Origin of the sequence: Lactovum miscens (assembly GCF_014202895.1) — a bacterium.
GTDB classification, from domain to species: Bacteria; Bacillota; Bacilli; order Lactobacillales; family Streptococcaceae; genus Lactovum; species Lactovum miscens.
This window is the reverse complement of sequence record NZ_JACHHV010000025.1, coordinates 1-23,942: the sequence shown is the minus strand read 5'-3', so window position 1 is coordinate 23,942 and position 23,942 is coordinate 1. Positions and strand designations below refer to the sequence as shown.

The 23,942-nt window shown below is 35.2% G+C and carries 25 protein-coding genes, 1 riboswitch and 1 other annotated feature; of the genes, 5 read left to right on the top strand and 20 right to left on the bottom strand.

What is annotated here, in order from left to right:
* Together HNQ37_RS06575 and HNQ37_RS06570 are read left to right on the top strand one after the other, a co-directional pair.
* On the top strand, positions 1-1,480 hold a 1,480-nt coding region (locus HNQ37_RS06575), incomplete at its 5' end, for a Y-family DNA polymerase (protein ID WP_221289103.1).
* On the top strand, positions 1,477-1,956 hold the full coding sequence (locus tag HNQ37_RS06570; protein WP_183540514.1) for a hypothetical protein: 480 nt from the start codon (positions 1,477-1,479) through the stop codon (positions 1,954-1,956). The genes HNQ37_RS06575 and HNQ37_RS06570, both read left to right, overlap by 4 nt.
* 440 nt (positions 1,957-2,396) lie before the next feature.
* On the opposite strand, the gene rplL is transcribed toward HNQ37_RS06570, so the two are convergent.
* The 11 genes from rplL to HNQ37_RS06515 form a co-directional block, all read right to left on the bottom strand.
* Entirely contained in the window at positions 2,397-2,753 is a 357-nt protein-coding gene (gene rplL / locus HNQ37_RS06565; RefSeq protein WP_183540512.1) for a 50S ribosomal protein L7/L12, read from the bottom strand.
* Between the two features lie 47 nt (positions 2,754-2,800).
* Positions 2,801-3,289, bottom strand: a complete 489-nt coding sequence (gene rplJ, locus HNQ37_RS06560; RefSeq protein ID WP_414672543.1) for a 50S ribosomal protein L10 — start codon at positions 3,287-3,289, stop codon at positions 2,801-2,803.
* 73 nt (positions 3,290-3,362) lie between these two features.
* Positions 3,363-3,490: a sequence feature (ribosomal protein L10 leader region), on the bottom strand.
* Positions 3,491-3,542: 52 nt separating this feature from the next.
* Positions 3,543-4,124, bottom strand: a complete 582-nt coding sequence (locus HNQ37_RS06555; RefSeq protein ID WP_183540508.1) for an ECF transporter S component — start codon at positions 4,122-4,124, stop codon at positions 3,543-3,545.
* A gap of 150 nt (positions 4,125-4,274) precedes the next feature.
* Positions 4,275-4,410, bottom strand: a riboswitch (FMN riboswitch).
* 73 nt (positions 4,411-4,483) lie between these two features.
* Positions 4,484-5,197 (bottom strand): pseudouridine synthase, encoded by a 714-nt coding sequence (locus HNQ37_RS06550; protein ID WP_183540506.1) that lies wholly within the window; start codon positions 5,195-5,197, stop codon positions 4,484-4,486.
* Positions 5,198-5,286: 89 nt separating this feature from the next.
* Positions 5,287-5,859 carry an SMC-Scp complex subunit ScpB gene (gene scpB, locus HNQ37_RS06545; RefSeq protein WP_221289101.1) on the bottom strand — a complete coding sequence of 191 codons (573 nt, stop codon included), beginning with the start codon at positions 5,857-5,859 and terminating at the stop codon, positions 5,287-5,289.
* Between the two features lie 9 nt (positions 5,860-5,868).
* Positions 5,869-6,603, bottom strand: coding sequence for a segregation/condensation protein A (locus HNQ37_RS06540; RefSeq protein ID WP_183540503.1), 735 nt, complete (start codon positions 6,601-6,603; stop codon positions 5,869-5,871).
* Positions 6,604-6,654: 51 nt separating this feature from the next.
* Positions 6,655-7,380: a site-specific tyrosine recombinase XerD gene (gene xerD, locus HNQ37_RS06535; RefSeq protein WP_183540501.1), complete on the bottom strand. Its 726-nt coding sequence runs from the start codon at positions 7,378-7,380 to the stop codon at positions 6,655-6,657.
* The gene (gene cbpB, locus HNQ37_RS06530; RefSeq protein ID WP_183540499.1) at positions 7,355-7,819 is read right to left on the bottom strand and encodes a cyclic-di-AMP-binding protein CbpB; all 465 of its coding nucleotides are present in this window, start codon (positions 7,817-7,819) and stop codon (positions 7,355-7,357) included. The genes xerD and cbpB overlap by 26 nt, the downstream gene beginning before the upstream one ends.
* A complete protein-coding gene (locus HNQ37_RS06525) occupies positions 7,816-8,346 on the bottom strand; it encodes a metallophosphoesterase (protein ID WP_183540497.1) in 531 nt (176 codons plus the stop codon). The genes cbpB and HNQ37_RS06525 overlap by 4 nt, the downstream gene beginning before the upstream one ends.
* Positions 8,347-8,427: 81 nt before the next feature.
* The gene (gene racE, locus HNQ37_RS06520; RefSeq protein ID WP_183540495.1) at positions 8,428-9,837 is read right to left on the bottom strand and encodes a glutamate racemase; all 1,410 of its coding nucleotides are present in this window, start codon (positions 9,835-9,837) and stop codon (positions 8,428-8,430) included.
* Positions 9,838-9,875: 38 nt separating this feature from the next.
* Positions 9,876-10,118 (bottom strand): YneF family protein, encoded by a 243-nt coding sequence (locus tag HNQ37_RS06515; protein WP_183540493.1) that lies wholly within the window; start codon positions 10,116-10,118, stop codon positions 9,876-9,878.
* 227 nt (positions 10,119-10,345) lie between these two features.
* On the opposite strand from HNQ37_RS06515, the gene rpsT reads away from it, so the two are divergent.
* The gene (rpsT, locus tag HNQ37_RS06510) at positions 10,346-10,579 is read left to right on the top strand and encodes a 30S ribosomal protein S20 (protein ID WP_183540491.1); all 234 of its coding nucleotides are present in this window, start codon (positions 10,346-10,348) and stop codon (positions 10,577-10,579) included.
* Between the two features lie 314 nt (positions 10,580-10,893).
* Here rpsT and HNQ37_RS06505 read toward each other — a convergent pair whose 3' ends face one another.
* The 5 genes from HNQ37_RS06505 to HNQ37_RS06485 all read right to left on the bottom strand — a co-directional run bounded on the left by HNQ37_RS06505 (position 10,894) and on the right by HNQ37_RS06485 (position 13,521).
* On the bottom strand, positions 10,894-11,331 hold the full coding sequence (locus tag HNQ37_RS06505; protein ID WP_183540489.1) for a MarR family winged helix-turn-helix transcriptional regulator: 438 nt from the start codon (positions 11,329-11,331) through the stop codon (positions 10,894-10,896).
* 76 nt (positions 11,332-11,407) lie between these two features.
* Complete coding sequence (locus tag HNQ37_RS06500; protein WP_183540487.1) at positions 11,408-11,881, bottom strand: glutathione peroxidase; 474 nt, start codon at positions 11,879-11,881, stop codon at positions 11,408-11,410.
* Positions 11,882-11,918: 37 nt separating this feature from the next.
* The gene (locus HNQ37_RS06495) at positions 11,919-12,323 is read right to left on the bottom strand and encodes an organic hydroperoxide resistance protein (RefSeq protein WP_183540485.1); all 405 of its coding nucleotides are present in this window, start codon (positions 12,321-12,323) and stop codon (positions 11,919-11,921) included.
* Between the two features lie 144 nt (positions 12,324-12,467).
* A complete protein-coding gene (locus HNQ37_RS06490) occupies positions 12,468-12,920 on the bottom strand; it encodes an NUDIX hydrolase (RefSeq protein ID WP_183540482.1) in 453 nt (150 codons plus the stop codon).
* Positions 12,921-12,927: 7 nt separating this feature from the next.
* Positions 12,928-13,521 carry a class I SAM-dependent methyltransferase gene (locus HNQ37_RS06485; RefSeq protein WP_183540480.1) on the bottom strand — a complete coding sequence of 198 codons (594 nt, stop codon included), beginning with the start codon at positions 13,519-13,521 and terminating at the stop codon, positions 12,928-12,930.
* A gap of 124 nt (positions 13,522-13,645) precedes the next feature.
* Here HNQ37_RS06485 and coaA point away from each other — a divergent pair, with 124 nt between their 5' ends.
* Positions 13,646-14,566, top strand: coding sequence for a type I pantothenate kinase (coaA, locus tag HNQ37_RS06480; RefSeq protein ID WP_183540478.1), 921 nt, complete (start codon positions 13,646-13,648; stop codon positions 14,564-14,566).
* A gap of 67 nt (positions 14,567-14,633) precedes the next feature.
* Positions 14,634-16,175 (top strand): glutamine-hydrolyzing GMP synthase, encoded by a 1,542-nt coding sequence (guaA, locus tag HNQ37_RS06475; RefSeq protein ID WP_183540476.1) that lies wholly within the window; start codon positions 14,634-14,636, stop codon positions 16,173-16,175.
* 346 nt (positions 16,176-16,521) lie between these two features.
* Here the strand turns inward: guaA and HNQ37_RS08725 are convergent, their stop codons facing one another.
* The 4 genes from HNQ37_RS08725 to HNQ37_RS06455 all read right to left on the bottom strand — a co-directional run bounded on the left by HNQ37_RS08725 (position 16,522) and on the right by HNQ37_RS06455 (position 23,345).
* A complete protein-coding gene (locus HNQ37_RS08725) occupies positions 16,522-16,740 on the bottom strand; it encodes a transposase (RefSeq protein ID WP_183540474.1) in 219 nt (72 codons plus the stop codon).
* Positions 16,741-17,543: 803 nt separating this feature from the next.
* Positions 17,544-18,908 carry a DHA2 family efflux MFS transporter permease subunit gene (locus HNQ37_RS06465; RefSeq protein WP_183540472.1) on the bottom strand — a complete coding sequence of 455 codons (1,365 nt, stop codon included), beginning with the start codon at positions 18,906-18,908 and terminating at the stop codon, positions 17,544-17,546.
* A gap of 516 nt (positions 18,909-19,424) precedes the next feature.
* The gene (locus HNQ37_RS06460; protein WP_183540470.1) at positions 19,425-19,931 is read right to left on the bottom strand and encodes a flavodoxin domain-containing protein; all 507 of its coding nucleotides are present in this window, start codon (positions 19,929-19,931) and stop codon (positions 19,425-19,427) included.
* 621 nt (positions 19,932-20,552) lie between these two features.
* Positions 20,553-23,345 carry a cation-translocating P-type ATPase gene (locus tag HNQ37_RS06455; protein WP_183540468.1) on the bottom strand — a complete coding sequence of 931 codons (2,793 nt, stop codon included), beginning with the start codon at positions 23,343-23,345 and terminating at the stop codon, positions 20,553-20,555.
* Positions 23,346-23,942: the final 597 nt, after the last annotated feature.

Genomic DNA, 23,942 nt, shown 5'->3' with positions numbered 1-23,942 from the left:
CCTTTTCTACTTTATTTTTCCAAATTCAAGTATAAAGGTTTCAGGTGTTTTTTTCTTGCTTCAGGTGGCTAACTTAATTTTACAATTTGCCATTATGAATAAGAAAATTAGACAAAAAATGGCGAAAGATTATCTGACCAGTCATAAATACATTGCTGCTAAGAAATATTTGAAGTCCCTCAATCTTTATGAGGAGGAGGAAGATCGACTCTATCTGGGAATTGACGTCTCTGCATTTTACCTCTCCTGCGAGGCAATTGATCATGGAGAAAACCCATTACAAACGCTGGGAATTGTTCTAAGCGGAACTTTAATTATGTCAACTTCAAAATTTGCAAAACTCAAATACGGTTTCTCCAATGTTATGCGTATCCGACCTGAGGATGTCCCTAAAGACGTAATCGTCTACCCAGCAAGGATGGGCTTCTATGCCTTGCGCTCTCTTCAGGTTTATGATTGGTTCTGTCGTCGAATTCCTCCTAAGTATATCCATGTTTATTCACGAGATGAGATGATTATCGACATCACTACAGTCTGGAAGGGAAGATCCGAGAGCCCAGCTGCTTTTGCCATGAAACTTCAGGAAGATATCCGTAAAGATTTGGGCTTTTACATGTCCGCTGGCATTGGTCCTAATTTCTTTCTAGCAAAAGTAGCTATGGACATTGAAGCTAAAAAACATCTCTATGATAAGAGACACCTCTTTGCTCAGTGGACTTATGATGACGTTTTTGACAAGCTCTGGAATACCGAACTCATTGAAGTTTGGAATATTGGTGCTTCTTCTGTTCGCACTTTGAATGAGCTGGGCTATTATTCTCTAGCCGATATTGCCCTTGGTGACCCCGAACTCCTACGTAAAAAGATGGGAATGCGAGGGTTACAAATTTATATGAGGGCTTGGGGACTTGATCATACGAGGGTTGAACAAAGGGGAGAGTATCAGCCAAAATCTGTCAGTATTGGTCACGGCATGACACTTCCTCGTGCTTTTACCTTGACTGATAATATTATCAATGAATTCAAAGGCTTATCTGACGCGTGTGCTCTAGACCTATTAAAAATTAATAAACAAGCCGCTTGCATTTCAATTTATGTTGGCTATGAAAAAAATTCTTACGAAAACAACACACACGAGAATTCTCGAGGTTTCATTGCTCAAACAAAGATTGTACCTACTAACCGACTGGATGAGCTTCATGAAGCCGTGGAATATCTTTTTAATAAAAAATATAACTATCTCACAGCACCACCTATCCGTAGGCTCGGTGTTCATGTTTCAAAGCTTCAGGAAGATAGGGGCAGTCAAACCAGCCTTTTTGAAGACCCAGAGATTAGTCGCAAAAGACAAGAAATGTATAAAGCCTATTTTGACACGACTCAAATCTATGGCAAAGGAGCTGTTTATCTAGGCTATGCGCTCTCAGCTGGCTCGCAATATCTCCATCGTACAACCCTAATCGGAGGACACCCCAAATGATCAATGCTCTTAAAGACTGGACAAAATGCTTTAATAATAAGTCTGATATGATGACAGCTCTTGAAAAATCTGTTATAAAACTGGAAAAAACTAAAAAAATAGCCCCAATGGGGCACATTATGAACTGGGGTGGCTGGTTTGAACCTCAGGATTTAGAAGCTATCAAATTGGCTAATAAAAGCAAAAATTCTTGGTACATCGCACGAAAAAAAATGAATCCAGATGACATTTTAAAGCTCCTCATCCCAGCTCGAATCGCTCAGTATCCAATTGAAATCCAATGTGATGGATTATCTGATGAAGGAGATGCTTTTTTCAGCATCATTGGAAATGTTCTAGGAATTGTAACTGAACACGGAATTGACTACTTAGATATTTCTGGGAAAAAGATTCAAATTGACCAAATCAGAAACATTTCCATCCCTAATGAGGATCGACTAACTGAAGCAGCCAAACAAAAAAGATCTTTACAGTGATGGAGAAGAGATCTTTTTGTTATTTTGAAAGTTTCGTCATATGTCTTCTTCTAATTATAGAGCACACCAACTTATTCTATTCGAAATTTATGAACTTTGAACTTAACAAATTTTTACCGTAATTAAAAAATTAGCTTACTCAAAAAATTGTTAACAAGAATGGCACCACTCTTAAAGTTTTCATTACCTAAGCAGGCCGGTCACCTTTGTTTTTAAAGCATGACAAAATTGACTTAAAGAAGGTAATTTCTAAAGTTCCTTCCTACCTTGAGAACTGTTTTGAGAAGTTACAGTGAGACTAAAATTGTGTTTGAGTTGTTTTATAAAAAATTAATAAATTTTAAAGACTAGGCATTGCATTGTTGTATTTTAGTACCTTTCTTTCAAAAAAAAATTCCCTACACATGAGTGCAGGGAATTCAGAATCAATACTTAATCGATTATTTAGCTTCAGCAGTACCGCCAGCTTCAGCAATTTTAGCGATAATTGCATCAGCATCAGCTTTAGTAGCGCCTTCTTTGATAGTGCCAAGGCTATCAACGACACCTTTAGCTTCTTTTAGGCCAAGTCCAGTGATTTCACGAACAATTTTGATAACGCCGACTTTTTTGTCGCCAGTTGCAGTCAATACAACGTCAAAGCTATCTTTTTCTTCAACAGCAGCAGCAGCAGCTACAGCAACTGGAGCAGATGCAGAAACGCCAAATTTTTCTTCGATTGCAGATACGAGATCTGCGAGCTCAAGGATTGTAGCGCCTTCAAGCTCAGTAACAATGTTTTCAATATTCAATGCCATGATTGATATTCTCCTTATTTTTTAGTTAATAATTGGTAAAGAGCAGTTTAAGCTGCGCCTTCTTCTTTTGCATCAGCAACAGCCTTAACAGCATATGCCACGTTACGGATAGGTGCTTGAAGCACACTAAGCAACATTGAGAGCAAGCCATCGCGTGATGGTAATGCAGCAATTGCTTTCATTTCTTCGGCTGAAGAAATCTTACCTTCTATGATACCAGCTTTGATTTCAAGTGGTTCAGCTTTTTTCGCGAAGTCTGCAATAATTTTTGCAGGTGCGATTGCATCATCATTTGAAAAGGCAATGGCTGTTGGGCCTACGAAAGAGTCGTTGATTCCTTCGAAGCCAGCTTTAATAGCAGCACGACGAAGAATTGAGTTTTTGACAACTCTAAGTTCTACACCAGCTTCACGAAGTTGTTGACGAAGAACTGTATCTTGGTTTACACTTAATCCACGTGATGAGGCAACAACTACTGAAGTTGCTTCTTCAAATTTCTTTGCATAAACGTCAACGAGGTTTTCCTTTACGGCCATAGTGGCAGGATTTACTTTGTAATCGTTCATTTATTTCCTCCTATATTATTTTGAAATAGAGAGATCTTCTATATTAATTAAATAAAAAACTCTCCATCACAAAGACAAAGAGAGTTAAATATCATAAATATTAGACTCACCTCGGCGGGATTTTTACGGCTCATAGCCCCCTGCTGTCTTTGGCGGTTTATTAAACCTTTTACAGTCTATCAAATATTTATAGTTTTGTCAAGATACGTGCTTGATTTAAATTTTATGCATTGTAGAAATTAATAACTTTATTTTTACGTAAAAGTGCAAAGATTATAGCAAATGCCACTGCAAAAATGATTCCTTCAATCAAATTGAACGGAAGAACACCAGCCCAGAGGTATGCATTTACGCCTCCCTTAAACATGGTGCGGATATCAAAACCGGCAAAAGTTGCATACATAGGAATTGCATAAATCACATTCGTCAAAAACATAACAGCAGTAAAAGCTATAGTACCAAGGGCAGCTCCACTGATATATTTTGAAATCGTGACTTCTTTTCTGATGAATAACCAAAGAATGACCATGAACACAGAAATTGCAAGATAGTTCATTGGTAAGCCAATCCAAGTCGAGGGTCCTTGGTTAAATAAGAGTAGCCAAAGAATGGTACGGATAGTTAGGATAATGAATCCTGAACCAAGCCCGAGTGTAAAGACACCAATAAGAATTGGTAAAATAGTCAGTTCAACTTTGAGAAAGTCAACCGCTGGTAAAAGAATGAATTGCAGAAAAGGTGCTGCAAGAAGTGTAGAAATGGCTGAGAGCATGGCAATCAGCGTTAGTTTCTTTGTGCTAGACATAAAAAGTCCTCCAAAATTTTGATGCGGATGGTTCAGGAAAAAACTTTCCATCCTACTTCGCTTTTTGAAGGGAGTGTTCAGTTATGGGTGTTTTCGCTCAAAAAGATTCTTAAAATTAATCTGTAAAAACATGGTCTCGCGAAAAACACATGACCTCTTCTCCCATCCAGACTATCTGAATACTACTGTATTCAACTGTCGGTCTCAGAATTTCACTGAGTCAAGCTTTAAAGCTTCGCAGACTATAACTGCCGGTCCCGAATTACACGGTGCCCTGAAGATAATTTTATTATAGCACTTGCAAAGATAATTTCAAGAATTTTTGAATCGAATTTAATAAAAATAAAAAAATCTTGCATCTATTTTGCAAGATTTACGAGTTCTTTGACTTCTTTGTGCGTTAATTCACGGTATTTTCCAGCGGGTACATCATCAAGGTTTAAATTGCCAAAAGCAATGCGTGAGAGTTTCTGAACAGGTAGCCCAAGTGTTTCAAACATGTCTTTGACTTGATGATTATGCCCTTCATGTATTGTCAGCTCAACAATCGAGGCATTCTTCGATTTATCAGTGCGGATTATTTTATAACGGGCAGGGCTAATCTTTTGTCCTTCAATTTTCATACCTAGTGTCAAAGGTCTCAGATTTTCTTTTGTAGCATAACCTTCAACTTTTGCGATATATGTCTTATCAATCTGATGACTCGGGTGAGTCATGTAGTTAGCAAAATCTCCGTCATTGGTTAAAAGTAAAAGTCCACTGGTATCCCAATCCAAACGACCTACAGGATAAATGCGTTCTTTGACACCTGCCAGGATACCCACTACCGTTGGACGTCCCTTATCATCTGTCACGGCAGAAATTACACCCCTTGGCTTATTGAGCATGAAATAAACATATTCCTCATTGCGAAGTTGTTGCCCATTAACCTCAACAAGATCATTTCCTGTCACTTGATAGGTTAAATCAGTCAACTTACTACCATTGACTTTGACCTGACCTGATTTGATCAGATCTTCAGCTTTGCGACGACTTGAAACGCCAGCATGAGCGATAAATTGATTAATTCGCATTTTTCCTCCGAATTTAATTAAACAGGTGTTTAATCTTTAGTGATGGTTCTATTATGTGCCTTATTCTACCTTAAAAGATTGATTTAATACTAATCTAAGTTTCCAAAAAGCGATGACTCAACATTATCATCTTGACTCTGCAACTCAATTTCATCAACCGCAGGAAGATCCTCCAGTGTGTTAATTCCTAAGTAGTCAAGAAAAAAATCAGTCGTTGCATAGAGAGAAGGTCGCCCTGGGGCATCTACCTGTCCAACAACATCAATCAGGCCAAGTGAGCGTAGTGTAGTCAAAACCCCACTAGAAGAGACTGACCGGTAATTATCAATCTCAAGCCGAGTAATTGGCTGCTTATAAGCAATAATAGCCAAAACATCCTGAGCTGATCTTGAGAGGGACTGGTTTATCGTCGACTTGGCATAAGTCTTTAAAAGATCTCCCAAATCCTCCTTAGTTGACAGACGAAAGCGTCCCGCTGTCTGTATAATGGTAAAGGCAGAATTTTTATCCGTCGCATAGTCTTCATTTAGTTTCAATATTTGTTCTTGACAAGCCGAAAGAGAGAGATTACTGATACTAGAAAGTTCCGTTAAACTAAGACCTTCTTCACCAGCTACGAACAAAAGCGCTTCAAATTTCGCTGAATTGTTAATTTTATCCATTTTGGCTAATTATACCTTCTGTTTCTTACTAGTTAACAAAATCTCACCAAAACTTTCTTCCTGTTCAATCAAAAGTAGATTTGACTTGGCTAGTTCAAGGACAGCTAAGAAAAGAGTAATAAGCTCATCTCTGCTTGTCACCACTTCAAAAAGTGAACTAAACTTGAGTGATCCTCTCTCTTTTAGAAGTCCTTGGACTTGATCAATTTTTTCTTGTACGGTAAATCTATCTAACTCAACAGTTGTATGGTTTTCTCTATTTTCAACCTGCTTTTGTTTTAAAATTTGAGAGAAGGCTAAAAAGAGATCAATTGCCGTTGTATTATGAATTAAATTAATCTCAGTTGAGATGATCTCAGTCCGATTTTTGGAATAGTGCTTTGCTCTATCCGTATGAAGAACATCTAAATCAGGCGACACTTCCTTAATTTTTTGATATTCAACAATTTGATTCAATAGCTCCTGTTCAAGCACTTCTGTGTCTTCAACAAAGGTCTCATTGATTGTAGGTAGAAGACGTCGAGACTTAATCAACATAAGCTGACTTGCCATCACCATATAATCACCTGCCAGTTCAAGATTAAGACGCTCCATGGCTGCGATATAGTCTAAATATTGTTCTATCACTGTAAGTAAAGGAACTTCAAAAATATCTACTTTATACGTTTGAACCAATGTTAAAAGAAGATCAATCGGTCCCTCGAACTCTTCTTCAGATAATTTAATTTGAAGTTCATTCATCAATTAGGTACCTCCACAATCTTTTTATAGTAACGCTTTCCCCTCTCTGTCAACTTATCTCAACTTTTTAAAATACTTTTCCAAAGTCACAATAGTTTTCAAACCCAGTAGTTCGGACAAATCATAAATGCTATGCCCCTCTTTAACCTTACGCATGATGAATTGTTCCCTTAGTTCTCTCGCAGTGAAGTCAGTGAATTTTTTTAATTCACCATGCAAATACTGGCGAGACTTTCCAAAAAGCTCATCAGCATTTTGAATAACCTTTGCTCGGACTGCAAACTTGTTTTGCAAAGGAATCGCACGACGTGCACCGTTTTTATTGATTTCTAGTAGATTAAAACGCCAGTTAAAGTTTTCCCATTTTAAATGACAAATTTCCGAAGGTGTTAATCCAGTTTCAAGAATTAGGGTTGCCAGAAACTGTCCCGGTGTCTGAATTGGGCCATAAAATGAAGAAAAATCACGCTGCTGAGGAATCTCAACCTTAATTGTATTTTTGAGATTTTTCTCAATTTTTGATATCTGTAAAAAATCATGAATGATGCGCTGGTGATATAAGAAAGACAAAAATTGATTATCGGCAGAGACTTTTCTCTTTTGAGCTGCTGGAGAAAGACTTTTCAAATTCTTTTTGAACAATAAAACTCCGGCCTCATTCATTTCGTGGGTCTCAAAAAAAGCACAAAACTGGTTTAAGTCATAACTATAGCTTAAGCGAGAGTTTTCTGATAGAGACTTTGTGGCTAAAAATTTAGGGATTTCGTTTTGTAATTTCATATTCTTTTGTAAAGTCGTGAACCATTGCATTAACTGATTTTAACAGTTCTTGTCTAACAATGATTCCCTTAAATTTTGTGCCTGACAAGACGGGTAGAAAAGGTTCATTAACTAATTCATGAAGGACTTCTTCAATAGTAAAGTCTTCCTGTAGAGTGGAAACCTCTGAATTCATAATCTCTTCGATTTTGGTCTCTAATAATTTATCATAAAAGAAATCTTGACCCATTTCAAACTCAACGATTTCCCCTAAACCTAGGACACCCACAAAGTTTTTATCCTTGTCAATGACTGGAACACGATTATATTTGTACTGGCTCAAAAGTAATTTCGCATGAGCAACATTATGGTCTTTTAACAAAACAGCCACAGAATCAGCCATTTTTACAAAATGATCTTGATGCTCACTCAAGAATTTTTCCATTTCAGGGATCATCATTTCAACAACTCCAATTCTAACTGTAAACCGCTTATGGGTTTATGCTGCAAATCTCGGTAGGAAACTCTAAAACTCTTATGAATGCTGTCTTGTACAACTTCAATGACCGCATACATTTTTTCAGTCCATTCTCCTCGCGGTTTGGCAACTGATCCAGGATTTATGCAAAGACAGTTATTACGAATCTCGCAAACTGGACGATGAATATGACCAAAACAAAGAATATCTGCTCTCTCTTCTCTTGCAAAGTCATACAAGTTACCTTCCCCCCAAGCAGTCAGACCTTGTAAGTGACCATGAGTTACGACAAGGTTCTGTCCATCAATTTTTAAAGTCACTGAACTTGGGTAATCTGAGTCGTAATCACAATTTCCTTTAACAACAGTTACGCCATTCCAAATAGGGTCTGAAGCTTGAAGTTCCGAGTCACCACAATGAATCAAGGCTGAGGCTTTCCCGAAATATTCTGATTTAATTGCTTCAATCGCAGTTCGATCAGCATGTGAATCACTCATTACGATAATCATATTTCTCTCCTTATAAATAAAAATGAGAAAGTCTTGAGAGTTCGCTTATTAAAATTACTATGAATTAATAATTAAATTTCTCTAATCTTTAGCCCAGTCGGGAAAAACTTGCATCAACTTTTTAAGGGCCTGGCCTCGATGAGAAATTCTATTTTTTTCATCTTGAGAAATCTCGGCAGCTGATTTATCAGAATCTCCAACTAAGAAAAGTGGATCATACCCAAATCCATTTTCTCCTTGAATTCGATTCGCGATTCGCCCTTGCCAATCTGCCTCCACTACTAAACTCTCGTGATTTGGGCGAGCAGCCACTAAAGTACAATGAAAATGAGCAGCCCGTCGTTTTGGAGTCAATTCAGTTGAAGCAAGTTCATGTAAAAGCTTAACATTATTTTTTATATCTGTTGCATCCGTCCCTGAAAAACGGTGACTCCAAATACCCGGTAGACCACCTAATAAATCAACACAAAGACCTGAGTCGTCAGAGATAACAATTTCTCCCGTTAGTTTTGAGATTGTTTCAGCTTTAAGTCGAGCATTTTCCTCAAAAGTTGAACCCGTTTCCTCTACATCCGGTAAATCCGGATAATCAAATAAAGACTCAATTTCATAGCCCAGAGTGGTAAACATGTCTCTAAACTCATTAACTTTGCCTTGATTTCGGGTTGCAATGAGAATTTTCTTTTCAGAATAACTTTCTATGTTCACTGTCTCAACGTCAATTTCTTTCCCAAGCCACTTCTCTGCAATTTCCTTAAAATGAAGAGCCGATCCGGTTGTATAGAACTGATTATTGCTAGACATCAGGCCTGCTTTACGATTCAGTTTAAAATAATTCAAAAGGACTGAAATATCACGAACAGTTTCAGCACCAGAATCAACCAATTTGACCTCTGGCCCCATCACTTTTTGGATATGCTGAGCAAGCAGAGGATAATGGGTACAGCCAAGAATTAATGTATCAACTTTACCAACAAAAAGCTCAAGCTCTTTTTTAACAATTTCATAAGCTGATTGATTATCAAAATCACCTGACTCAACTAGTGGCACAAAAGGCGAACATGTTTGACTTATTACCTCTACATCAGGTGATTTAAAATGAACTGCCTTTCGATATGAATCTGAGTTGACAGTTGCCTGAGTACCAATGATTCCTATATGACCTGTCTTAGTTTTCTGGATAGCAGCACTAGCTCCTGGTAGAATTACTCCAATGACAGGGATTCCAAGCTCATTACGAATTTCATCTAGGGCAATTGCTGTGGCTGTATTGCAAGCAAAGCAAATCATCTTAACGTTTTTTGACATTAAGAAATTGACCATTTCCCAAGTGTAAGCCAAAATTTCTTCTGCAGGTCGAGGACCATAAGGCATTCTTTTTGTGTCCCCAATATAAACCACTTCTTCACTTGGCAATTGACGAAAAAGTTGACGAACCACTGTGAGCCCGCCAACACCTGAATCTAGAAATCCAATTGGACGATTATCCATTTGACTACCTTCTTATTAATTAAGAAAAATCTCAAATTTTATTTTTTCTTTTTGTTTGCTTGAGCCTTGGCTGCACCGCGGATTTGGCGCAAAGTTTGTTGAACTTGAACTTCTGAAGGTTTACGACCCATGTTACTCATCATCATGCGGATAGAGTCTTCGTTCAATGGTGGATTTTCAAGTAACATTTTCTTAGTCTGACGTTGAGTTGTCCAAACGCCACCTGCAAATCCTGCTAATGCGCCAATAACAAGTACCAAAATAATAATGATAATATTCATTTCTTCAGTTTGTCTCCTATTTTTTTTCTTCGTTATTATAACAAAAATTAGGGAAATTGTCTGCGCTAAATCCAATAATCCGTGACTTTGTTTTGCCTTTAAAGGCTCATACTTTACAAACATTCCAAATTCATGTATAATACCTAAGTACAATTTTTCGGGGTTCATTACATCTTTGTAATTGAGAACTGAACAAAGTTGCAAATGACACCAAAGAAAGGGAAACAATGGCTAATATTAAATCTTCAATCAAACGTGCTGAACTTAACAATGCTCAAAATGAACGTAACTCAGCCCAACGTGCTGGAATGCGTACTGCAGTTAAAAAATTCGAAGCTGATCCAACTTCTGAAAACTTCAAAGCTGCTTCTTCAGCTATCGATTCAGCTAAATCAAAAGGCTTGATCAAAGCTAACAAAGCTTCACGTGACAAATCACGTTTATCATCAAAACTTGCTTAATTTAGGTATAAACGCTTCTGTTTGGGGCGTTTTTTTGTGCCATTTTTTTGTCAAGGTTATTTATAAAATTTCTCGTTCCGCCCAGAAGATAAATGTATTTTTGACAAAAAAGATATTAAACTTCTTCTTGATCATAAAAAATTAGCAGAGTTTCGGAAACTTGGAGCCTGAACATTTAGTCTTTTCCAAAATCTCTGTACTAGGCAAGTGTTTCTCGTCTTAAAAACTAAAATAATGCACTACTCTTTATTAAATAAGAATTTAAAAAGTGGAATTCCGATTAATAAATTCCACTTCTAGCTGTAATTTAAAGGTTAAGCCTCTTCTAATTTTTGAAGATTCCTAACAAGCTTGTTTGTTATTAGTTGTAATCGATTAAGTTCTTCTTCTTCCAGGGAGAAAATTTTTGCGACTTGAGGAGGAATACTCTTTGCTTCTTCACGTAAATTTTGTCCTTGATCTGTTAGGTAAAGATTAAGTACACGCTCATCATTTAAGTCACGTTTTCTGATAATATACTTTTTTTGTTCTAATTTTTTTAGTAGAGGAGTAAGCGTTCCAGAATCTAAGCAAATTTTTTTACCAAGATCCCTTACCGAAATCATTTCCTTCTCCCACATAACCAACATAACTAAGTATTGAGTGTAAGTAAGATCAAGAGGACTTAGTAGCTTCTTGTAGCGCTTAATGATTCCCTTTGAAGCGGCATACAGGGGGAAGCATATTTGGTTTTCTAATGCTAGTTCATTCATTTTTTTCCCTTTATCTTGTTTATATGCCCCCTATATTATCATGTTTGTTCGTAAAAAGCTGTGTGAATGTAAAATTTTAAAGGATTTTTTCAATTCCTTGAATCATCTCTTTTGGTGCTGTGGCCGGAGCAAAACGTTCAGTAACGATACCCTCTCGATTAATCAAAAATTTGGTAAAGTTCCATTTGATACTATTTCCAACAGCACCCCTGGCTTCCTTTTTGAGAAACTTAAAGAGGGGATGAGCATCTCCGCCATTTACCTGAATCTTTTTAAACATGGTAAACTTTACGCCATAATTTAATTGACAAAATTCTTCAATCTTTTCATTTTCTGCGGCATCACCACGTCCAAATTGATTCGTAGGAAAGCCTAAGATTTCTAGTCCCTTGTCTTTATAATTATCATAGAGTTCTTCAAGCCCTGCAAATTGTGGAGTAAAGCCGCATTTGCTAGCCGTATTGACGACAATAACAACTTTGTCCTTATAATCTGCCATAGAAACTGTTTGACCATTCATTTTGACAGCATTAAAATCATAAAAATTCATTTAACTCTCCTTTCATATAAAGGGAAAAATATTATTTTTAAACAGCCTTAATTGTGACTTCAATATTCCCTGAAGTTGCCTTTGAGTAGGGACAAACAGTATGAGCAATATCAAGAAGTTCTTGAGTTTGTTCTAAAGCCAAACCTTCGATATGTCCTTCAAGTTCCACCCCAATCACAAAGCTTGTTGGATTTTCTGAATAAAGAGAAACCTGTGCACTGATCGTTGATTCCCCTTTGATACCTTTACTTTGCATCACCATGTCAAGTGCACTATTGAAGCATGAGCTGTAACCCGCAGCAAAAAGTTGTTCTGGATTGGTTGCACCTTCAACACGTTTTCCTGGAGCTGCTATTTTCAATTCTAAAGAATGATCTGGGCTATGGACCTCACCTGAACGGCCACCTATGTTTGTCATTTTTGTTGTATAGATCTTTTGCATGTGTGTTCTCCTTTTAATTTTGTACAACTAAATTGTACTCAATTAAAGTTTTGATTACAAATTATATACCTTATATTCTTCAATTTTATTCAACATTTTTTAGATAAAAAAACCATCCATAAAAATTTATGAACAGCTTCATATTTAATTTGTTTGTGAGGCAATAAAATCAGTAATCACTTGACGATTGGGTGCAAATATATTATCCGGAATTTCATTAAAATTGAACCACATAAGGGATTTGACTTCATCAGCCTGGGGATTGAGCTCTCCAACAAAATCTTCACAATGATAAAAGATTCCTGGTGAATAGATCTCATCTCCATTTGGATACTTAAGGTTTCTATCAGGGCCAGAATATACCCCAAATAACTTTAACTTCTTGGCAATAAGTCCAGTTTCTTCATAGAGTTCTCGAGCGGCCGTATCTTCCAGCCTTTCATTTACTTCTATTCCACCACCATGAAGAGCCCATTGGCCATTATCTTTGCGTACTTGCAGAAGAATCTTTCCTTCATGAGTCACAATAACACCGGCTCCCACATAAATAAGAAGATCGTGACCAATTTTTTTACGGATATCAGAAATATAACTCATTATAAATTCACTCTTTCACACTTTTTAAAATATAGTAACCTTTGTCTTTAATAACAATTTCACAATTTCCAAAAACTTCTTTCATTTTCTTTTGTGCAGAAGGTGCTCCTTGTTTTTTCTGGATAACTGCGATAAGTTGTCCTCTTGAATTTAAATGATCAAAAGCTCCTGCTAAGATACCATGCACAACAACTTTCCCCGCTCTGATTGGCGGGTTAGCAACAATATTATCAAATCTTCCAATAATTTCGTCATACATATAAGATTTTTGAATTTTTGCATTTACAGAGTTGAGCTTAGAATTATGCATCGCCAAATCTAACGCTCTTGGGTTTACATCAGAAAGAGTTGCCAGTAAATTGTACTTCTTGGCTAAAGTTAGTCCAAGAACACCATACCCACAGCCGATATCAAGCAATGTCTCGCCTACTGGGCTAAAAGCCTCAAGTAAAACACGTGAACCATAATCAACCGAAGATTTTGAGAAGACACCTGAGTCTGTCTTAAATTTCAAATCTTGATCTAACAATTTAAAATTTAAAACCTTGAAATCGTGGGCCAAATCCCTGTTATCTTCATAGTACATATTTGTGTTTACCATGAATTAATTTTATCATAGTTCTAAATTTTTTAGCTCTCAAAATTTAACGAACAATCTTTAACCTCCCTTCACTCTTTTACATTTATGATGAGTAGTCAAGGATTTTTTTGTTATAATAATCCCTATGAATGAATTCATCAACTTTGACGAAATCTCTCGTGAAACTTGGCAGAATCTTTACAAAACTTCACTTGCCCCATTGACAAAAGATGAACTTGATAGCATCCGTTCTTTGAATGATGAAATTAGCTTGAAAGATGTTTCAGATGTTTATTTGCCTTTGGTCCATCTATTGCGTGTTTATAAAAAAAATCTGGAAGATATGTCATTCACGAAAGGTCTTTTTCTACAAAAAATTGTTAAAACGCCTCCATTGATTATTGGAATTTCTGGTTCTGTGGCAGTTGGAAAATCGACTACTGCTCGACTTTTAAAAGTTCTCTTATCCCGTGCTTTCGGTAATACATCAGTTGCATTAGTTACAACAGACGGTTTTCTCTATTCTAATAAAGAACTAGAAAGCCAAGGAATTCTTGATCAAAAAGGCTTCCCAGAATCTTATGATATGGAAAGACTCCTAGACTTTCTTTATAAGATGAAGTCAGGCCAAGATGCTGAAATACCCGTTTACTCGCATGAATTTTATGATATTGTAGAAAATGAGACACAGAAGATAGCAAATCCTGATATCCTTATCGTTGAAGGGATAAATGTCTTGCAAAACCCAGATAATCAACTGCTTTATATTTCAGATTTTTACGACTTTTCAATTTATGTGGATGCAGATGAAAAAATGATTGAAAAATGGTTCCGTGAGCGTTTTGATTCTTTACTCAAAATGGCGAAAAATGATCCTCAAAATTTCTATCATCAATTTACCAAACTTTCTGATGAAAGAATTGAAGAGTTGATTTCTGAAACCTGGCAAAATATCAATTTGCGTAATTTACACGAATATATTGAACCCACCCGTAATCGTGCTGAAGTCATTATTCACAAAGCAGCTAAACATTACATTGATAAATTATATTTAAAGAAATTTTAAATAACATAATTTTATTTACGTGACTCATCGAATACATAATTTTACTTATGTACATGGAAAGGGAGAAATGTCCTCTACTACACTTGAAACAATCATTGTTCTTGATTATGGCTCACAATACAATCAATTGATTGCCCGCCGTATCCGTGAGATCGGTGTCTTCTCAGAACTCAAATCTCACAAAATTAGTGCTTCTGAAATAAAAGAACTTGCTCCAAAAGGAATTATCCTATCCGGTGGTCCAAATTCCGTCTATGAAGAGGGTGCATTTGATATCGACCCTGAAATTTTCAAGCTTGGTATTCCAGTTCTTGGAATCTGTTATGGCATGCAGTTGATGATGCATAAACTTGGTGGACTTGTTGAATCTGCATCAGAAGCCGAATATGGTGTTGCTCCACTTGAATTAAAAAAAGACAATGCTTTATTTTCAGGAACTCCTTCTCCTCAAAACGTATTAATGAGTCATGGCGATCGTGTTACTGCAATTCCAGAGAGCTTTTCAGTAACTGCTACCTCTCCAAACAGTCCTTTTGCAGCTGTTGAGGATGAAGCCCATAACTTTTTTGGCATTCAGTTCCATCCAGAAGTTCGTCATTCTGAGTATGGTAAAAACATTCTTCGTAACTTTGCCTTAAATATTTGTGGTGCCAAAGGTGACTGGTCAATGGAAAACTTTATTGAGATGCAAATATCTACAATTCGTAAAAAAGTTGGTAATAAGAGAGTTCTTCTTGGCCTGTCTGGTGGAGTTGACTCATCTGTAGTTGGAGTTCTTCTCAATCACGCAATTGGTGACCAACTTACTTCTATCTTTGTTGATCATGGTTTCCTTCGTAAAGGAGAAGCTGATCAAGTTATGGAAACTTTAAGCGGTAAGTTTGGTCTGAATATTATTAAGGTTGATGCTCAAAAACGTTTTATGAATAAGCTAAATGGCTTATCTGACCCTGAACAAAAGCGTAAGATCATTGGTGCTGAATTCATCGCGGTATTTGACGATGAAGCTACTAAATTGGATGGTATTGAGTTCTTAGCCCAGGGTACTCTTTATACAGATGTTATCGAGTCTGGAACTGATACTGCTGCAGTTATCAAGTCTCACCACAACGTTGGTGGCCTTCCGGAAGACATGCAATTTAGTTTGATTGAACCATTGAATACTCTTTTTAAAGATGAAGTACGCGCCCTTGGGACACAGTTAGGTATGCCGGACGAAATCGTTTGGCGTCAACCATTCCCAGGGCCTGGTCTTGCAATTCGGGTTCTTGGTGACATGACAAATGAAAAATTGGAAACTGTCCGTGAATCAGACGCAATTCTTCGTGAAGAAATTACTGCTGCTGGTCTTGAACGTGATGTTTGGCAATATTTTACTGTTAATACAGATGTTAAATCTGTCGGTGTCATGGGAGATCAAAGAACTTATGACTATACGATTGCCGTCCGCGCCATTACCTCTATTGACGGTATGACCGCTGACTTTGCTAAACTACCCTGGGAAGTCTTATCTAAGATTTCAAACCGTATTGTTAATGAGGTTTCTCACGTTAATCGCATCGTTTACGATGTAACACCAAAGCCACCAGCTACTGTAGAGTGGCAATAATTTGTCATAGGTAATTGAGGACGGAATTTCAATTTAACTGCATTTAAGCACGTATAAAGCCATTAAAACGGGCATTTTAGGCTCTTTGCCAAATAGTGTTGGTAGAAAGTCGTCACGGAAGTGATGGCTTTTTTGATTGTGCAAATGTTAAGGTTCAGGTCTTATGCTTTTCACAAGGGCGAGGAAGATTCTCCTCTTAAAATGTTCAAAATTTTGATAGTCATAAGCGATTTGTTTTAAGACTTTAATGTGGTTGTTTTGGCATTCAATCTCTGATTTGAATAAGGATAAATGAGGGCATTCTCAACATGTGAACTATATGGAAGCAATCAAGAATCAGCACTGCTCAAGAGAACAGCTTTTTAATAAGCAACAGGTAAAGTTCATAACTATCAATTGTTATGAACTTTACCTTTAATCTGATTTGATGATGAAATTTAAAGAAACACTGCATTAATGTTTGAAGATGTCGCGCTTTGACCACATCTAAGATCTCATGAGTGACGGCATCATCTGTGGGGTCTTGAATATTTAGAAGAAATTTAATATGATCAAGTTCGGGCATGGAATTATCTGCTTTCTGTATAGTTTAGACACTTACACAATCATAGAAAACCATGCTTTTTTCATATCAAAAAATTGTGCTGATTTCAAAACCAACACAATTTATTATAGAGCCTTACTTTAACTCCATCCAAGCTTGTTATACTTATTAGTTTCATCACAAATTTATAAGTTTGTAATGTCAAGCGTTAAATCCCTAGTAAATCATTTATTTCCTTTTATGCTGGTTTGATAATTTTAAATAACTTTTTTGACATTGTTGCTTACCTTCTAGTTTCTGAAAATCAAAAAACTATCCCATAGAGATTAGCTCTGTATTTAGAGAGAATAATAAGAGAGACAAACTGGATACATATTAGAACAATAAAAAGGATAACTAGTTATTGATGTTACGACAATTCCCATGTTTAGTCTTCAAATATGGATTTTAAATTTTGATTTATCTACAAGCTAATAACTCCTAATGGAGCTATCTTTAAACCAAAGTCAATAATATAATGCTGTAAATATTCTAAACAAAGTTACCGCTTTTTGTCCCTAAACATAATCGTTAGCAAACTTGTAGCAGAAAATAAATGTACATTTTTCTCTACAGCTACAGCAGTGCGGTAGTAATAATGAAGTCGTGATTGTTAATTAAATTCTGTCATTATCAAAAACTTCAACAACCCATTTTCACTTGAATCGGTTAATGATAACTACTTTTTTTCTCCGATCATTTCAGTTAGTTTTGTTGCAGAAAGATCTTTGCCAATAACAGTTTCAACACCTCTATAACCATAATTATTAGCTTGTTTAGAAGTCTTAATTATTATTTTTAACTGTGTTATAAAAATAATTTAAAAGAATACCCACTATGATTAATGCCATTACTAATGTTCCACCAAAAGCCCATCGAACTCCATCTACAAAACTAGTCGATATACTCGAAATTCCAATCATGAGTGTATTGAAAAAAGATGCTCCAATTTGCCTTAAAGTATTATTTAAAGCTATTGCATGATTGACTTGGTTTTGTGAAATTTGTTTAAATGCTTCAGTAGTCATAGCGGTCATCAATAAGCCAAGACCTAACATTCTAAAAGTGAAAACAATCGCAATTGAAGTAACAGAGGTTTGTTCTGTCATATTCATCATAGGAAGACAAGAAATGATAACTAGAACAATTCCTACAGCTGAAATTATTTTCATTCCATATTTATCATACATTTTTCCAATAACTGGTGATAATAATGACATAATTGCTGCACCAGGCAACATCAATAAACCTGTATCCAACGCAGATAATCCTAAAATATTTTCTGTAAATAAAGGTAATATTGTTTCTGTTCCCATTAGTATCCCAAAAATAATCATAATAGCTATAGTCATGTTCCTAAAACTACAATTTTTAAGAAGGCGAATATTTAATAGAGGACTATTATTACTACTCAATTGACGAATCACAAAATAAGCGGAAATTATTAATCCGCCGATTAACAAAATGGAACCCAATAATGGCTTCGTTAGAAATAAAGAAAAACTTGATAATAACAATCCAAAACCAAAAATCGAAGATGTAATTGACAAAATATCAATTTTAATATTTTTCACTTCAGAATAATTTGGAAGAAAGAAGAATCCAAGTATAATAATCGTTACTGTTATCGGTATGGTCATTGAAAATAGTGTATGCCATTTGAAATTATTCAAGATAAATCCAGATAATGTTGGTCCAATTGCTGGAGCTGCGGAAATGACTAAATTAATGTACCCTATTACAATACCTCTTTTCCCCACAGGAAATAATTTTAGTAACAATATTTGTGTAAAAGTAACAATTACTCCACCTGATGCAGCCTGAATAATTCTTGCTAACAGAATAAAAGAAAAGGTATTACTTATTGCACCAATAATTGTTCCAATTAAAAAAATAAAAGTACTAGTTAAAAATAAGGACCGATTACCTATTTTTTCAAATAATAGTGCAGAAATTGGTGTTATAATCCCTAAAGTTAACACGTAGCCTGTCGTTAACCATTGAACAGTATTTAAGTTGACTTTTAAAATATTCATCATTAAGGGTAATGCTGTCACCATTAACGTTTGGTTTAAAGTTGCTGTAAAGGACATTACTAATAAAATGACCATTAAAAGAGTGCGTGTATTATTTGATATCGTTTTGTTCAAAAAACAACCTCCAGATTACAATTCATTAATTAATAAAAGAAAAAAGCTATTTAATACACTCTTTTCTTAGCATAAAACATTAAATAGATTTATAAGAAAAATTTTTAAATAACGGAGGTATATACGATATTTGCGTGTGTAATCAGCTGCGAAATAAATTAAAATCAATGTCTTTAAATAAATGATTTCCCCAAAATATACATTGCTATAATTAAATAATATTAGATGTACTTTTCAGCTTATTAATAACCTTTCGTATTATTGATTGCTAATAAGAATTCAAAATCAACAAAAAGAGAGAGAAAAAAACACTTTATAAGTCATAAACATTGGAATATTATTTTCAAACTATTGGCTCTGCGCCTTTACGTCCGGCTCTATTGCTATTCTTAAATCTATTACGGAAATAATTATTCCATTTTGAATAAAACAACGGAAACTCTTTACGAACTGTTTTACCAGTTATTTATGTTTTTGTCTTTGATTGACAGACAGGACATCATAATAACCAAATTTTTATTCATCACGTTTCTTATCATCTCCATTTTCATTTAGATTGATAAATTCAATTAAGCTATCCATATTTTTATAAAGTATTTCTTGAGGCTTCATTTCTTTCTTAGAAATCATATCTGTTATTTTACGCTCAAAAAAATTCAGTTTATCTCTTTGTAACTTACCTCCAAAATTAGCATTATACTTTGAAGCTTCGTAAATTTTTGTTGAGAATCCTTCTGATAAGTATTTGTCTACATCATTTGGTGTAGTACAGCATACAAATAATGCAATGTTTCGTTTAAGTAACTTATCAATATTTCTCTCAGCGAAAGCTTTCATTTTTTTGCTTATTTTTCCGACATAAACGGAACTCCCCATAATAATCCAGTCATATCCAGTAAGGTCAATTTGTTTGTTCAAACGAATATCTTTGATTGCAACTTCACATTTGATACCTTCTTTTAGATAATCTGCACATTCCTCAGTAAATCCGTATTTACTTGAATAAATTATTAGTGTTCTCATTTTCAATATTTTATTTCTTTCCCTTGATCATTCTCTATTGCTTTTAAAATTATATTACTACTGTAGACTGTAGGTAGCACCTGTAACTATCTACTTCTAAGGTTTTCTCAGCTTTGCTACCCAAACCGTTGTCATGCTTTATAATCTCCACTGTTATTATTTCATTGCTTGCAATGGTAACTTCTTTTCTTGCAGCAGCTACTTTTGATTTAGGATCCTGTATAACTATTTAAAATTGCAATTTGCCATAGATATAATTTTAAAAATTTTTAGGGTTTAATATGAAAAGATACCAATGAAAAGTCGACCAAAAGATTTACGATATTTGGTGGTCTTTATTTGCTTCTATATGTAGTATTATCAAAATAAGGAGTATAATGAATATTTTTTTCCTTTTTCAGTGTTCATTTCATCTGCTAACAAGACATCTAGAAATTTTTAGATCTCTCCATCTTTGGGCATACTGAAACTGTATGTTGTAATTATACTTGTTTACAACTTTTTATTATCTCTAAGTGGCTCATTTACACAGCGGAAATATTACATTTATTGACTTATCATTTTGAGGTCAATGCATAACTTCAAGACAACATTTGATGTTTTGAAAGTTCAATTATCTGTTTAATAATATTTTCGTAAATACCATTTACGTGATTCCTCAAAGATTATTATAATTAATGGACATAATGAGAGATACAACCAACCCTTTAGTCCTATCGGGGCTGTATTGAAAACGATCTGTAGAATAGGGACATAGCATAGTAAAGCAAATAAAATTATTTCAACGACAATCCCTAAATTAATTGTTTTATTAGCAAAAAGCTTAAAATTAACAATTGATGATTGTACTGTTCTTGAATTCATAACCATCCCTACTTGACTAAAAATTATTCCTCCTAGGGCCATAGTTGTTGCTTGGTGATAGACCGACCCATTCGATGACATATTATTAAGTCCAACATTACTAACTAAAAAAGTAAAGAAGAATGCCCCCATCGAAAGCATTGACTCCAGCCCTCCATACCACAAAAATGATTTTATTAAAAGATTTTTGTTTAAGAGTGTAATTGTTTTTTCCCTCGGAGGTCGATTCATAACACCAGATTCTGCTGGTTCCACTCCAAGTCCTAAAGCTGGAACCATGTCAGTACCTAAATCAATCGTGAGTATTTGCATGACAGTAAGTGGTAAAGGAATTCTAGCCTTTGATAATAGAAACACAAGTAAGGGTGTTGCTTCTGCCATGTTTCCACAGAAAATGTAAGTTAGAAATTTTTGTATATTAGAATAAACGGCACGACCTTGTTCAATAGCAGATACAATTGAAGAGAAATTATCATCAGTCAAAATCATATCAGCAGCTTCTTTGGCAACATCTGTTCCAGATATCCCCATTGCTACACCAATATCTGCTTTTTTTAAAGATGGGGCATCATTAACTCCGTCTCCAGTTACAGCAACAATATGTCCCATTTCCTGAAGATTAGAAACAATTCGATATTTCTGCTCTGGAGCGACTCTGGCAAATAGGACTTCATTTTTTAGTATGTCTTTAAGTTCATTGTCAGATAAGCTCTCTAATTCTTTGCCAGTAACAACTCTTGGATTTTCCCCAAGAACAACTCCAATTTTTTTGGCAATACTTAGTGCGGTTAACTCATAATCGCCAGTCATCATGATAATTCTAATCTTACCATTATGGCACTTTGCAATAGATTCCTCTACAAATTCACGAGGAGGATCTGACATTATCATTAATCCTTGAAAAATCAAATTATTTTCAATACTTTCAGAAGTAGAATCATTTATAGAATTTTGAGAAGCAAATGATTCTTTAAGATCCCGATATGCTACGGCTAAAACACGGTAACCTTTGCGAGCATATTGATCATTAGCTTCTAAAATTTTCTTACGACTTTCTTCATTTAATTCACTGATAGTGCCGTTTTGTAATGAATAATGACAAAGTTCAACTACTTCTTTTGGTGCTCCTTTAGTGATTGAAATAAGATTTGTAGCATATATTGATTTTGTTAATTGATGAATAGTTGACATTCGTTTTCGTTCTGAATCAAAAGGAAATTCTTTCAAGCGCTTAGCCCAAAGTTTATTCTCATCAAGATTAATTCCGAATTTCTCTGCTACTACACTGAGACATGCTTCGGTTGGATCCCCAAGAACTGAAAATTTTAGATTTTCAGCAGTTGATTTAAGTATTTTAGCATTAGAACAAAGGGTTGCACATTTTAAAAGAAAACCCAGATCTTTTTCATTCACATTTGAAGAAGGACTATCTTCAATAATAATTTTTCCGTCTGAGGAGTATCCCTCACCTGTGACGGTATATTCACCATTTGGCGTCCAAATATGATTAACTGTCATTTCATTTTTGGTAAGCGTTCCAGTTTTATCAGAACAAATAACAGTCGTTTCCCCAAGTGTTTCTACGGAGGATAATTTTTTTACCAAAGCATGTTGTTTGGCCATTCTTTGTACAGCCATCGCCAATGAAAGTGTTACTGTCGGTAGTAGGCCTTCAGGGATGAAAGCCACAATTATACCTATTGAAAAAATAAACGCCTTTGCCACAGGTTCTTTGACAAGAAATATTGATACTAAAAAAAATAATAAGCCCATAGAAATCGCAATAAATGAAATTTCCTTTGTCATTTTATCAAGTTCTTTTTGAAGGGGGCTTTTTTCTTCTTTTACTGATTGCGTAAGCTCGTCAATTTTACCAAATTCTGTTTCCATCCCAGTTTTTAGGACAACAACTTTTGCATCACCGCTTGATACAGTAGTTCCAGCAAATACAATATTCGTATAATTTAAGAGAGATATATTTTTAGAGTCAACTGCCTGATTATTTTTTTGGACAGGATTTGATTCTCCAGTTAATGCAGATTGATTAATTTTAAGGTCAGTTGAAGAAACGACTCTTCCATCAGCAGATATAGCATCCCCTTCCTCAATCAACATAATGTCACCTGGTACAAGTTGCTCAGAAAGAATTTTTACTTCCCGTCCATTTCGAATAACCCTGGCATAATTTGGGAGCATCCTATTCAATGCCTCTGTAGCTCTACTTGCTCTATATTCTTGGATAAAAGAAAATAGACCATTAACCACATTTACTAACCAAATTGCGATACCAAGTTGAGGCATTCCGCTGTAAAAAGCAATAACCCCACAAACCCATAAAAGAATTGCCATAAGACTAGAAAAATTTTTTAAAAAGCCTAAAACTACTGATTCCTTTTTTCCCTTTATTATTTGATTAAGTCCAAATTTTTTTTCTTTCTCTTTCACTTGTTCATCTGTAAGTCCATCAGGATTTGTGTTTGCCATTAAATAGACCTCGTTAGGACTACAGGCTCCATAATCGGGAGTACTTTGTTTGATATCATTAATCATATCTAATACACCACCTTTGCTGATCGAATAAAGAAGTAAGGACAGTTCATCTTGAAAGAATACTTTTCAAAAACTGTATCACTACTTTTTCTTAGTTTAATTATACTTCTATTCATAACTTATGAATACCAAGTAAAGTATACTCGATAAGTGATTTTTATGGTCATGCTAAAAATTGAACAGTATAACGGATAAAGTTCCTGTTCTAATGCTGTCAAATCATGGATTCAGCTATTGATCCACCATAACAAAACTAACTCTGCAGCCGTAGTCAGACATTTCATTTTGGATAAGGCTCTTGATAGAATCAAAATTCCACAAATTGCCTCTGGCTTTAACGAGTTAACTTACAACATTTTTTTGCCAAGGTCTTTTTCTTTTAGCATCTTCTTAAATCTTTCCACCAATTTTTAAAGTGCATATGGACACGTTTATTTTTATTGCGAGAACTAAATAGTTTTCGCAAAGGATCAACAAAGATATTCTAAGGATTTTTTACAAATGGCAAATTGCAAATTTAATTTAGCCACCCCGATACATCTGAAGTGGTGTCTGATACTTGAACATTTTTCTTGGATATTGATTCATCCAAGTCTC